The sequence below is a fragment of the Streptomyces sp. NPDC030862 genome (assembly GCF_055571835.1).
Genome location: NZ_JBVIEN010000017.1, coordinates 66698 through 78371 on the forward strand (window position 1 = coordinate 66698; position 11674 = coordinate 78371).

Here is an 11674-nt window from a genome sequence, read left to right on the forward strand (position 1 = left end):
CCGCGAGGAGAGGAAGGGAGACCCGTGATCAGCGCGACGGCACGGGCCGGCGGCCACCCGCCGCCCGCGCGCGGGCAGGCGCACCTGACCGCGCTGGACGGCCTGCGCGGTGTGGCGGTGCTGGGCGTGGTGCTCTATCACACGGGCCAGCTGCCGTTCGGGTGGCTCGGCGTGCCGATGTTCTTCGCCCTCAGCGGCCACTTCATCACCCGTACCCTCCTGGGTCACCCGGAGCTGAGCCGCGGGCAGCGGGCCCGGAACTTCTTCCGTAACCGCGCCCTGCGGCTGGCCCCGCTCTACCTCGGGATCTGCGCGGTGGTGACCGTGCTGGCCATGGCCGGTTACCACCGCGCCGAGATCACCGACGACCTGCCCTACCTGTGGACGTGGACGTTCGACTTCCGCACCCTCGGTGCCGACTGGGCGCCCAACTCGGTGCCGGTCTACGACCAGTTCTGGTCCTTGTGCGTCGAGGTCCAGCTGTACGTGGTCTGGGCGGGCCTGGCGCTGCTGCTGCCGCGCCGCTGGTTCGTCCGGGCCGCCGTCGCGCTGGCGCTCACCGGCCCGCTGCTGCGCGGCGGGCTGTACCTGCTGCTGGACGCCGTGGGCGAGCCGGACTTCCTGCGGCTGTTCACCGTGGCACAGTCGCCGGTCGCCTACCTGGAGGCGTTCGCGGTGGGCGCGTGCACGGCACTGCCCGAGCTGCGGGAGCGGATCCCCGGGTTCGCCCGAGCCGCGGTCGCCCTCTTCACGGTGGTCACGGCGGTCCTGGTGGTCCGTTCGGCAGCCATCGGCGAGGGCGTCCCGGGTGACCTCGGCTACCCGATCACCTATCCCCGACTGCACGGCTGGCTCTGGCAGTACACGGTCGTCGCCCTGTTCTTCGGAGCCCTGGTGCACTACGCGGGGCGCGGCGCGGTGTTCGCGCGGGCGCTGTCGCCGCAGCCGCTGGTCCGCGTCGGGGTCATCTCGTACGGGGTGTACGCCCTGCACGTCCCGGTGCTGGGCCAACTGTCCCCGTCCTTCCCCCACGCGCCGGACGGCTGGTCCGGCCAGGACCTCGTGTACGCCGCACTGGTCCTGCTCGGCACCTTCGCCGCGGCCGAGCTCAGCTTCCGCTTCCTGGAGACGCCGTTCCTGAGGCGGAAGCGCCGTTCCCTCGCCCAGCTCCTCGCGGCCGGGGAGCGGCCCGGGCCCGGCATCCCGGACGGCCGGACCGTGCTGATTCCCGCGCGCCGCCCCAGCCCCACCCCCAGCAACCGAATCGGAGTCCCCACCCATGAGTGAGACGACAGCGGAGCGCGGCCCTCAGGCCGGCCCCGGCCCGGACCCGGCCGCCGGAGCCGCCCGCGGCCGCGCCACCGCCGACCGCACCGGTGCCGCCCCCGCACAGACCCATGTCGCCGCCCTGGACGGGCTGCGCGCCCTCGCCGTGCTCGGCGTGCTGCTCTACCACACGGAGCAGGTGCCGTTCGGGTGGCTCGGCGTGCCGATGTTCTTCGCCCTCAGCGGCCACTTCATCACCCGCACACTGCTCGGCCACGCGGAGCTGAGCCGCGGGCAGCGGGCCCGGAACTTCTTCCGCAACCGCGCCCTGCGGCTGGCCCCGCTCTACCTGCTGTTCGTGGCCGTGCTGACCGTGCTGGCGGCGGTCGGTTACGGCGACGGCACCATCGCCCGCGACCTGCCGTACCTGTGGACCTGGACATGGAACCTGTCGGCCATGCTGCACAGCTTCCAGCCCACCCCGCTGGTGCTGTACGCGCACCTGTGGTCCCTGGGCGTCGAGATCCAGCTGTACGTGATCTGGGCGGCCCTGGCGCTGCTGCTGCCGCGCCGCTGGTTCGTGCGGACCGTGGTGGTGCTGGCCCTGTCCGGGCCGCTGCTGCGGTGGGGGCTGTGGATGTTCCTGACCGCCACCGGCTACCCCGTCGAGGCGCTGCAGCCGATGGTGGTCTACTGCTCGCCGGTCACCTATCTCGACGTGTTCGCGATCGGCGCGTGCACGGCGCTGCCGGAGGTACGTGACCGGCTCGCGGGCGCCGCCCGGGCCGCGGTGGCCCTGTTCGCCGTCGTGACCGCCGCGATGGTGGTCCAGGGGTTCATGGCGGGCGAGGGCTTCCGCAGCGACCTCGGCTACCCCGTGATCCTGGCCGAGCACTACGACTGGGTGTGGAAGTACTCGGTGGCCGGACTGTTCTTCGGCGCCCTGATCTGGTTCGCCGGCCGTGAGGGCGCCTGGCAGCGGGCGCTGTCGTACCGGCCGCTGGTGCGCTTCGGACTCATCTCGTACGGCATCTACCTGCTCCACATGCCGCTGATGGGCCGGCTGTTCGAGCTGCACACGCCCACGGAGTCCGGCTGGGCCTGGGCCGACCTGGGGATCATGGCGATCACCATCCTCGGCGCCTACGTCCTGGCGGAGCTGAGCTACCGCTGCATCGAAACACCCTTCCTGAAGCTCAAGAAGGGCTCCCTGGCCCAGCGACTTGCCGCCGACCCGCGGCAGTCGTCCGCGTCGTCCGTCGCCGTCTGACGGCCGTGCCCGACGACTCGGGAAACCCGAGAGAACGAGGATGACCATGAAGGCACTCGTGCTGTCCGGAGGCTCCGGAACCCGGCTGCGGCCGATCACCCACACCTCCGCGAAGCAGCTCGTTCCCGTCGCCAACAAGCCGGTGTTGTTCTACGGTCTGGAGGCCCTGGCCGCGGCCGGCATCCGGGAGGTGGGCGTCGTGGTCGGTGGCACGGCGCGTGAGGTGCGGGCTGCGGTCGGCGACGGCCGGCGCTTCGGCCTCGACATCACCTACATCCCGCAGGAGGAGCCGCTCGGGCTGGCGCACGCCGTCCGGATCGCCGCCGACTGGCTCGGTGACGACGACTTCGTGATGTTCCTCGGGGACAACTTCGTCGGCGGCGGCATCGCACCGCTGGTGGAGGAGTTCCGCCTGGACCGGCCCGACGCCCAGGTCGCGGTGACGCCCGTGCCCGACCCGTCCGCCTTCGGCATCGCCGAACTCGACGCGGAGGGGCGGGTGGTGAGGCTGGAGGAGAAGCCCGAGTTCCCCGCCAGCGACCTCGCGCTGATCGGCGTGTACCTCTTCACCCCCGCCGTGCACGAGGCGGTCCGGGCGATCTCGCCCTCCGCGCGCGGCGAGCTGGAGATCACGGACGCCCTCCAGTGGCTCGTGGAGCAGGGCCGTACGGTACGGGCGGCGCGGACCACCGGCTACTGGAAGGACACCGGCAACGTCACCGACCTGCTGGAGGTCAACCGGACGGTGCTGGAGCACGTGACGGCGCGGCTCGACGGCACCGTCGACCGGCGCTCCGAGGTCATCGGCCGGGTCGAGGTCGCCGAGGGCGCGGTGATCCGCAACTCCCGCGTCATCGGCCCGGTGTCCATCGCCGCCGGGGCACGGATCGAGAACGCGTACATCGGCCCGTACACCTCCATCGGCGAGAACTGCCAGGTGCTGGGCAGCGGCGTGGAGTTCTCCATCGTGCTGCCCGGCACCTCCATCCACGGGGTGGACCGCATCGAGTCCTCCCTGATCGGACGCAACTCCCAAGTGCGGCCGGCGCCACGTGCCCCCGGCTCGTACCACCGGCTGGTCCTCGGCGACGACAGCCGCGTCGAGCTCCGCGCCTGACCACCCGCTCACGCCCGGCGGACCGGCACGCCCGGCCGCCGGGCATCGGCGCGCGACAGGAAAACCGTTGGCGCCGCCGACGGTGCCCCTCTATTCTCGTCCGCATGGGTCTGTACTTCCTGTGATTCTCGTGCCGGACGCGAGTACCGCGCCTCCGGCGAGCGCACCGCGCCGATCGCCTCCTCTGCGATCGGCCTCCTTCCCCAGCGCTGAACGAGAATCAGGAGATCCCTTTTGCGCACTCACCGTCCGTCATCCCACGGACAGCTCGCTCTGAGCGACGTCACCAAGTGCTACGGCGACCGGGTCGTCCTCGACGGCGTGTCGTTCACCGTCCGCCCCGGCGAGAAGATCGCTGTGGTCGGCGACAACGGCTCGGGCAAGTCCACCCTGCTGCGCCTGATCGCCGGCTTGGAACAGCCGGACAACGGGACGCTGACCGTCGAGGCCCCCGGCAAGGTCGCCCACCTGGCGCAGACGCTGGACCTTCCGGCCGGCGCCACCGTGCGCGACGCCATCGACCGGGCCCTCGCGGGGCTGCGGGCTCTGGAGACGGAGATGGCCGAGGCCGAGGCCCGGCTGGCCGACGCCTCGCCCGAGGAACTGGCCGCCTACGGCGAGCTGCGGGCCGAATTCGAGGCGCGCGGCGGCTACGAGGCCGATGTGCGGGTGGACATCGCCCTGCACGGTCTCGGGCTGCCCTCGCTCGACCGCGACCGCCGCGTCGACGAACTGTCCGGCGGGGAACGCTCGCGGCTCGCCCTGGCCGCGACGCTGGCGGCCTCGCCCGAGGTGCTGCTGCTCGACGAGCCGACCAACGACCTCGACGACCAGGCCGTGGCCTGGCTGGAGCAGCGGCTGCGCGCCCACGCGGGCACCGTCGTGGTCGTCACCCACGACCGGCTGTTCCTGGAGAACGTCACCCACACCATCCTGGAGGTCGACGACGCCACCCGCACCGTGCACCGCTACGGCAACGGCTGGTCCGGCTACCTGACGGCGAAGGCGGCCGCCCGCGCCCGCTGGGAGCAGGAGTACGAGGACTGGCTGGCCGAACTGGCCCGGCAGTCGCGACTGGCCGCCACGGCCGCGGCCCAGCTCGCCACCATCGGCAAGCGGGTCGCGCTCAGCAACGGCGGTGCGGGCGCCGCCCGGCCCCGCGCCACCAGCACGGGCACCTCGCACAAGGTGCGCAACGCCAACGAGCGGCTGCGGCGGCTGCGCGAGGAGCCGGTGCCCCGCCCGCCGGACCCGTTGCGCTTCGCCGAGGGCGCCCTGCACACCGAGGGGGCCGCCGAGCCCGAAGGGCCGGCCGTCGAGGTCACCGATGTCGTGGTCGGTGACCGGCTGCGGGTGGACGCGCTGTCGCTCGCCACCGGTGAACGGCTGCTGATCACCGGCCCGAACGGAGCGGGCAAGACCACGCTGCTGCGGGTCGTCGCCGGGGAGTTGCGCCCCGACGCCGGATCGGTGACGCGCCCGGGCTCCGTCGGCTTCCTGCGCCAGGAGGAAGCGGTCGGACGGCCCGGGCGGACCGTGCTGGAGGCGTTCGCCGCCGGCCGGGCCGGGCTGCCCGAGGAGTACGAGCAGGAGCTGCTCGCACTCGGGCTGTTCCGGCCCGAGGCCCTCGGCACCCCGGTCGAGGCGCTGTCGGTCGGACAGCGGCGCCGGCTGGCGCTGGCCCGGCTGGTGAGCCGACCGGTGGACCTCCTGCTGCTCGACGAGCCGACGAACCACCTGGCGCCGGCGCTCGTGGAGGAGCTGGAACGGGCCCTCGACGCGTACCCCGGCACCGTGGTCGTGGTCAGCCACGACCGGCAGCTGCGGCGGTCCTTCCGCGGCACGCGGCTGGAGCTGCGCGCCGGCCGGGCCGTGGAACTCCAGCCCGCCTGACACCGGCAGGCCGAGGCCCCTGCCGCGATGGACGCGGCAGGGGCCTCGGCCGTGGTGCGACCGGATGCTCGCCCGCTCAGCCGCGGGCCGCGACGAACTCCCGGATGGACGCGGCGACATAGTCGAGCATCGGCTCGGTCAGGCCCGGCCAGACACCGGTCCAGAACGTCTGCTCGGTGATGATGTCGCTGTTGGTGAGATCCCCCACGACCCGGTGCGGGCTGCCGGCGTACGCGGGGTGCCGGGTGAGGTTGCCGGCGAACAGATGGCGCGTGCCGATCCTGCGTTCCTCCAGGAAGGAGACCAGCTCCAGCCGGCGGAACGGCGCGTCGGGCGCCACGGTGAGGGCGAAACCGAACCAGCTGGGATCGCTGTTCTCGGTGGCCTCGGGCAGCAACAGGTGCGGCACGCCCTCCAGGGCCTCGCGCATGTACCGCCAGTTGGCGCGCCGCGCGGCGCAGAAGTCGTCGAGCTTGTCGAGCTGGGTGAGGCCGAGGGCGGCCTGGATGTCGGTCGCCTTCAGGTTGTAGCCGACGTGCGAGTAGATGTACTTGTGGTCGTAGCCCTGGGGCAGGCTGCCCAGCTGGTAGTCGAACCGCTTCAGACAGGTGTTGTTCTTCCCCGGCTCGCACCAGCAGTCCCGGCCCCAGTCGCGCAGCGACTCCACGATCCGCGCGAGCACGAGGTCGCCGGTCAGCACACAGCCGCCTTCGCCCATGGTCATGTGGTGCGCGGGGTAGAAGCTGACGGTGGTGAGGTCGCCGAAGGTGCCGGTGAGCCGGCCGTCGTGGCGGGCGCCGACCGCGTCGCAGTTGTCCTCCACGAGGAACAGCCCGTGGTCGCGGGCCAGTTGCGCTATCTCGGCGACCGGGAAGGGGTTGCCGAGGGCGTGCGCGATGACGACGGCCCGGGTACGCGGCCCGATGGCGGCTGCCACCCGGTCGGCGGTCGTGTTGTACGTCGCCAGGTCCACGTCGACGAAGACGGGCACCGCGCCGTTCTGCAGGATGGGGTTGACCGTGGTCGGGAAGCCGGCGGCGACGGTGATCACCTCGTCACCCGGCTTCAGCGCCCGCTCGCCCAGCCGGGGCGAGAACAGCGCGGACACGGCGAGCAGGTTCGCCGACGAGCCGGAGTTCGTCAGGTGCGCCTTGCGGCGTTCCATCTTCCGCGCGAACCGCGATTCGAACCGGCGGGCGTGGGGCCCCGCCGCGATGCGCAGGTCCACGGCGGCCTCCACCAGGGCCACCCGGTCCTCGGCGTCCAGGACCGCGCCCGAGGGCCAGATCTCGGTGACTCCCGGTACGAACTCACCGGCCGGCTCCTGTTCCAGGTGGTATTTGCGGACCTCGTCGAGAACAAGCCCCTTGTGATCGCTCATCGCGCTTCCCTCTCCGGCCGTCGCAGCGGGCCGTCTCCGGCGTGTACGGACCGACTGTGCGCGGCGCCGCTCGAACCCGGCTGGACGGCGGGTCGGGCGCGCGCCGCCCGGCACTCCGCGTACGCCGGCAGCAGCCCGGCCGCCGCGGCCTGCGCCAGCGTCGGGGCCGCAGCGTCCCTCGGCGACAGCACGGGCTCGGCGGTGAGCGCCCGGCCCCAGGGCACCCCCAGGTCGGGGTCGAGCGCCCGGACGGTGAGCTGGGCCGAGGGCACGTAGGACGTGGAGCACAGGTAGCTGACGCAGGCGTCGTCGGTGAGCGCGACGAATCCGTGCGCGAGTCCCTCGGCGAGATAGACCGCGGTGCCCTCGCGGGCGTCCAGGACGGCCACGTCGTGGCGGCCGAAGGTGGGGGAGCCGGTCCTGACGTCCACGACCACGTCGAAGAGCCGGCCGCGGACGCAGGTGATGTACTTCGCCTGCCCCGGCGGCAGCAGGACGGCGTGCAGTCCGCGCACCGTATTGGCGCGCGAAGACGAGTAGTTGACCTGTACGGGGGTGAAGTGGTGCCCGGTCGCGCGGGCCAGCTCGTCCCGCTTGAAGGACTCGAAGAACGAGCCCCGTTCGTCGGTGAACAGCCGGGGCCTGATCCGGTAGGCGTCGACGACTGCCATCTCCTCGATGTCCATGTCCCGGACGGTAGGAACCCGTTGTCGACCGTGCCTCGAGCACAGGTGGAGACCCTGGTCGCCGAACGACCCGGCACGGAGGGAGACGAGGACGATGGGCAGGTCGGTGGTGGTGCTGGGCGGCACCGGGTATCTCGGACGGCATATCGGTGCGGCGTTCGGGAGGACCGGCGCCACGGTCGTCGACGTCGCTCGGGGCGGCACGGTGGGGTGGGACCTGGCGCGGGCCGGAGTCCGGGACCTGACCGAACTGCTCCGGGACCTGGAGGCGGACGTCGTCGTCAACGCCGCCGGCGCGGTGTGGCGGACCACGGGCGAGGCGATGGCCGCGACCAACGACCTCATGCCCGGCCGGCTCGTCGAGGCGGTCGCGGGGCTGCCCCGGCGACCGCGGCTGATCCAGCTGGGCACGGTGCACGAGTACGGGCCCGGGGCGCGCCCCCGGCCGACGTCCGAACGCACCCCACCCGCGCCGGTCACCCCCTACGGCCGCAGCAAACTGGCGGGCACCCGCCACGTCCTGGACGCCGTGGCGCGCCACGGCCTGGACGCGGTGGTGCTGCGGGTCGCCAACGTGTCCGGCCCGGGCGCCCCCACGGGCAGCCTGCTGGGCGCCGTCACCGCCCGGCTCACCGCGGACCGGGGCCCGGCGGGCCGGGAGGCGCGTGAGCCGGTGGAGCTGCGTCTCGCCCCGCTGCGGGCGTACCGCGACTACGTCGACGCGCGTGATGTCGCCGACGCGGTACTGGCCTCGGCCGACACCCCGGAGGCGGCGGGCCTGGTCCTGAACGTCGGCCGGGGTGAGGCGGTGTCCGTGCGCGGCCTGGTCGACCGGCTGATCGCGCTGGCGGGTGTGCCGGTGCGGATCACGCGGGAGGCGCCCGACGGTCCCGCGCCGCGGCGGGACGTGGAGTGGCAGTGCCTGGACGTGTCGCTGGCGAAGCGGGTGCTGGGCTGGCGGGCGCGGCGGTCGCTGGACGTGTCACTGAGGGACCAGCTGGCGGCGGCGCGGCGTCCGTAGCGGACCGGGGACGGGACCGGGAAGGACCCGGGCCGCCCCCGGAGGCCGGCCCGGGTCGGCGGGAGCGCCGAGCCCGTGCTCCGTGGCGCGGAGCGCCTTCAGACCATGGGCTCGGGCACGTCCAGCCCCAGCGCCTGCTGCGCGTACGGCACCAGACCCCGCTGCGTGTCGTTGGCCGCGTGGCCCCGCGCCGTGTGCGCGTCGCGCCACGCGCGCTGGAGCGCGCCGGACGCCCTGCGCATCGCGTTGCCGCCGGCGTGGGACATCAGCAGGTCGACCGCGTCGACGGACCGCTCCGTCGCGAGCACCTGGTCACGGCGGGTCCGGGCGCGCTGGGCCAGCGGGGGATCCTCGCCGCGCTCGGCGTGCGCGTACAGCTCATCGATGTTGCCGACGAGCTGACGCCACGAGGCGTCGATGTCACCGCTGCCCCGGGCGATCCTCAGCTGTCCCGCCGGGTCGGCGGCGCGGCGGCCGCCGGTGCCGCGCAGCGCGGCGCAGTGGTCCCGGTAGGCGGCCTCGGCCAGCCCGACGACGGGGACGGTGACCGCCGTCGTGAACATCGCGGGGAACGGCACCCGGTACAGCGGCTCGGGGTTGAGCTCCCAGCCGGGAAAGACCCGCTGCGCGCCGGAGCCGACCCCGAGGGTGCGGTGCGCGGGCACGAACGCGTCCTCGACCACGATGTCGTGGCTGCCGGTGCCGCGGAGTCCGACCGTGTCCCAGTGCTCCTCGACCCGGTAGTCGGCCCGCGGCAGCAGCAGGGCGCGCATGCCGGGCGGGGCGCCTTCAGCGCCGGGCACCAGGGCGCCCAGCAGCACCCAGGCCGTGTGGTCGGAGCCGGAGGAGAAGCTCCAGCGGCCGCGGAGGGTGTAGCCGCCGGGCACCGGTGTCGCGGTGGCGGACGGGGCGTACGAGGAGGAGATCAGCGCACTCGGGTCGGTGTCCCACACCTCCCGCTGGGCACGCGGGTCGAACAGCGCCAGGTGCCAGCCGTGCACACCGAGCACCGACGCCACCCAGCCGGTGGAGCCGCAGGCTCCGGCCAGCTCCTTGACGGCCGTGAAGTGGGCGCCGGGCGGCGCCGCGAGGCCGCCGAAGGCGCGGGGCCGCAGCAGCCGGAAGAACCCGGCCGCCTGCAGTTCCTCGACAGAGGCCCCGGGGAGCCGGCACAGCCGCTCCGCTTCGTCGGCCCGGGCGCGCAGTCCCGGCAGCAGTTCCCGGACCGCACCGAGGACGTCGTCCACGGGAGTCGGCGTGCTCGTGCCGGCCGTGGCGGTGGTCGTCGCGGTCGTCATGCCCGGTCCTTTCCGGCCGTGACGGCCTCGGGTGTGCAGTGGGACAGCAGCGGCTCCCACCAGTCGGGGTTGTCGCGGTACCAGGCCACGGTCTCGGCCAGCCCCTCGGCGAAGTCCCGTTCGGGCGCGTATCCCAGTTCGTCGGCCGCCTTGGCGCAGTCGACGGAGTAGCGGCGGTCGTGTCCCTTGCGGTCCTCGACGTGGCGCACGCTGCTCCAGTCGGCACCACACGCGTCGAGGAGCATCCCGGTGAGCTTGTGGTTGGTGAGCTCCGTACCGCCGCCGATGTTGTAGATCTCGCCGGGGCGGCCGAGGGTGCGGACGAGTTCGATGCCGCGGACATGGTCGTCGACGTGCAGCCAGTCGCGGATGTGCAGGCCGTCGCCGTACAGCGGCACCGTCCGCCCCGCCATGAGTTCGGTGATGAACCGGGGGATCAGCTTCTCCGGCATCTGGCGGGGGCCGTAGTTGTTGGAGCAGCGGCTGATCCGGACGTCGAGGCCGTGCGTGCGGTGCTGGGCGAGCGCCAGCAGGTCGGAGGAGGCCTTCGACGCGGCGTACGGGGAGTTGGGGGCCAGCGGCGCGTCCTCCTTGGTGGAGCCCTCGGGCACCGAGCCGTAGACCTCGTCGGTGGAGACGTGGACGAAGGTACGGACACCGGTGCGCAGGGCGGCGTCCAGGAGTGTCTGCGTGCCGAGCACATTGGTGCGGACGAACGCGTCGGCGCACCCGATGGAGCGGTCCACATGGGACTCGGCGGCGAAGTGCACCACTTGGTCGTGGTCGGCCAGCAGCCGGTGGACGAGCTCGACGTCCGTGATGTCACCGCGGACGACGGACAGTCCGGGATGGCCGCGGACGGCGGCGAGGTTCGCCGGGTTGCCGGCGTAGGTGAACTTGTCGAGGACGGTCAGCCGCAGCCGGCCGGCGTCGGGTTCCCGGCCGAGCAGGGTGCGGACGTAATGGGACCCGATGAAGCCGGCTCCGCCGGTGACCAGAATGCGCTGCTGCGCCATGGGCTCTCCTGTGGTTGACGTAGGGATGGCGGACGGCTCGGACCCGGCGTCACCGTGCGATGCGCCAGGGCCGGGGGCGGGTTCCTGGTGCGGGGCCGCCGTCATGCCGGGGGGTTCCCGTGCTTGCGGGACGGCAGGTCCGCGCGGCGCCGGTCCGTGGGCCCGCTCACCGGCCACAACTCGTGCATCAGCGTGTGCTCCAGCTCGCTCAGCGGCAGGTCCGGCCGCACCCGCTCCGGGTGACCGGGCGGCGGCTCGGCGCCCGCCGGCGGGCCCCAGCCGTTCGGCCCGTACGGGTCGTACGGGCCGTGGTCGTACGGACCATGGAGGTTCCCCGGGTCGGGGTACGCGGAGCCCACGCCGGCGTACATCGAGCCGAAGGCCACCAGCGCGCGCCAGAGAGGCCCCGCGCAGTAGTCGATCAGGATGCGTCGTAGCCGTCTCACCTCTGCCCTCCCAAGCCCTGGCTCTCCGCTCGGTCCGCAAGGCTGCCCCGGCGCACTCGTGTACCGGTCGAGCACGCGCGGTCGGCGGAGCTTCGAGAGGGGATGTAGCGGGGTGCGAGGAGGCGTGGCGACGCTCGGACCCACCTGCCGCGGTCGCCACCGGCGGCCGGCCACCGTGACCCCAAGGAGCGTTGTGTCCCGTCGTCTGTTCACCTCGGAGTCCGTGACCGAGGGTCACCCCGACAAGATCGCTGACCAGATCAGCGACACGATTCTCGAC

11 protein-coding genes are annotated in these 11674 nt (G+C 73.2%); 6 read left to right on the forward strand and 5 right to left on the reverse strand.

Going from position 1 to position 11674, the window contains the following annotated elements:
• The first annotated feature begins 24 nt into the window (after positions 1 to 24).
• The 4 genes from ACZ42X_RS32215 (at position 25) to abc-f (ending at position 5546) form a co-directional block, all read left to right on the forward strand.
• Complete coding sequence (locus ACZ42X_RS32215) at positions 25 to 1287, forward strand: acyltransferase family protein (protein WP_468297642.1); 1263 nt, start codon at positions 25 to 27, stop codon at positions 1285 to 1287.
• Positions 1280 to 2536, forward strand: a complete 1257-nt coding sequence (locus ACZ42X_RS32220) for an acyltransferase family protein (RefSeq protein WP_468297645.1) — start codon at positions 1280 to 1282, stop codon at positions 2534 to 2536. Before ACZ42X_RS32215 ends, ACZ42X_RS32220 begins: the two co-directional genes overlap by 8 nt.
• Positions 2537 to 2582: 46 nt before the next feature.
• Complete coding sequence (locus ACZ42X_RS32225) at positions 2583 to 3653, forward strand: glucose-1-phosphate thymidylyltransferase (protein WP_468297648.1); 1071 nt, start codon at positions 2583 to 2585, stop codon at positions 3651 to 3653.
• 234 nt (positions 3654 to 3887) lie between these two features.
• On the forward strand, positions 3888 to 5546 hold the full coding sequence (gene abc-f, locus ACZ42X_RS32230) for a ribosomal protection-like ABC-F family protein (protein ID WP_468297651.1): 1659 nt from the start codon (positions 3888 to 3890) through the stop codon (positions 5544 to 5546).
• A 76-nt stretch (positions 5547 to 5622) separates the two neighbouring features.
• Here the strand turns inward: abc-f and rfbH are convergent, their stop codons facing one another.
• Both rfbH and ACZ42X_RS32240 read right to left on the reverse strand, forming a co-directional pair.
• Positions 5623 to 6927: a lipopolysaccharide biosynthesis protein RfbH gene (gene rfbH, locus ACZ42X_RS32235; protein WP_468297654.1), complete on the reverse strand. Its 1305-nt coding sequence runs from the start codon at positions 6925 to 6927 to the stop codon at positions 5623 to 5625.
• A complete protein-coding gene (locus ACZ42X_RS32240; protein WP_468297656.1) occupies positions 6924 to 7613 on the reverse strand; it encodes a dTDP-4-dehydrorhamnose 3,5-epimerase family protein in 690 nt (229 codons plus the stop codon). The genes rfbH and ACZ42X_RS32240 overlap by 4 nt, the downstream gene beginning before the upstream one ends.
• Positions 7614 to 7707: 94 nt before the next feature.
• Here ACZ42X_RS32240 and ACZ42X_RS32245 point away from each other — a divergent pair, with 94 nt between their 5' ends.
• Positions 7708 to 8634 carry an NAD-dependent epimerase/dehydratase family protein gene (locus ACZ42X_RS32245; protein ID WP_468297659.1) on the forward strand — a complete coding sequence of 309 codons (927 nt, stop codon included), beginning with the start codon at positions 7708 to 7710 and terminating at the stop codon, positions 8632 to 8634.
• A gap of 98 nt (positions 8635 to 8732) precedes the next feature.
• Here the strand turns inward: ACZ42X_RS32245 and hsaA are convergent, their stop codons facing one another.
• The 3 genes from hsaA to ACZ42X_RS32260 form a co-directional block, all read right to left on the reverse strand.
• Positions 8733 to 9932, reverse strand: coding sequence for a 3-hydroxy-9,10-secoandrosta-1,3,5(10)-triene-9,17-dione monooxygenase oxygenase subunit (hsaA, locus tag ACZ42X_RS32250; protein ID WP_468297662.1), 1200 nt, complete (start codon positions 9930 to 9932; stop codon positions 8733 to 8735).
• Complete coding sequence (gene rfbB / locus ACZ42X_RS32255) at positions 9929 to 10948, reverse strand: dTDP-glucose 4,6-dehydratase (protein ID WP_468297665.1); 1020 nt, start codon at positions 10946 to 10948, stop codon at positions 9929 to 9931. The genes hsaA and rfbB overlap by 4 nt, the downstream gene beginning before the upstream one ends.
• Before the next feature lie 101 nt (positions 10949 to 11049).
• Positions 11050 to 11394, reverse strand: coding sequence for a DUF6059 family protein (locus ACZ42X_RS32260; protein ID WP_468297668.1), 345 nt, complete (start codon positions 11392 to 11394; stop codon positions 11050 to 11052).
• Positions 11395 to 11587: 193 nt separating this feature from the next.
• Between ACZ42X_RS32260 and ACZ42X_RS32265 the strand changes: the two genes are divergently transcribed.
• On the forward strand, positions 11588 to 11674 hold an 87-nt coding region (locus ACZ42X_RS32265; RefSeq protein WP_468290178.1), incomplete at its 3' end, for an S-adenosylmethionine synthetase N-terminal domain-containing protein.

Excerpts from the sequence above, each read along its gene's own strand:
- rfbB (WP_468297665.1), bottom strand. The coding sequence starts at position 10,948 with ATGGCGCAGCAGCGCATTCTGGTCACCGGCGGAGCCGGCTTCATCGGG.
- ACZ42X_RS32245 (WP_468297659.1), top strand. The coding sequence starts at position 7,708 with ATGGGCAGGTCGGTGGTGGTGCTGGGCGGCACCGGGTATCTCGGACGG.
- hsaA (WP_468297662.1), bottom strand. The coding sequence starts at position 9,932 with ATGACGACCGCGACGACCACCGCCACGGCCGGCACGAGCACGCCGACT.
- ACZ42X_RS32220 (WP_468297645.1), top strand. The coding sequence starts at position 1,280 with ATGAGTGAGACGACAGCGGAGCGCGGCCCTCAGGCCGGCCCCGGCCCG.
- ACZ42X_RS32240 (WP_468297656.1), bottom strand. The coding sequence starts at position 7,613 with ATGGACATCGAGGAGATGGCAGTCGTCGACGCCTACCGGATCAGGCCC.
- rfbH (WP_468297654.1), bottom strand. The coding sequence starts at position 6,927 with ATGAGCGATCACAAGGGGCTTGTTCTCGACGAGGTCCGCAAATACCAC.
- ACZ42X_RS32225 (WP_468297648.1), top strand. The coding sequence starts at position 2,583 with ATGAAGGCACTCGTGCTGTCCGGAGGCTCCGGAACCCGGCTGCGGCCG.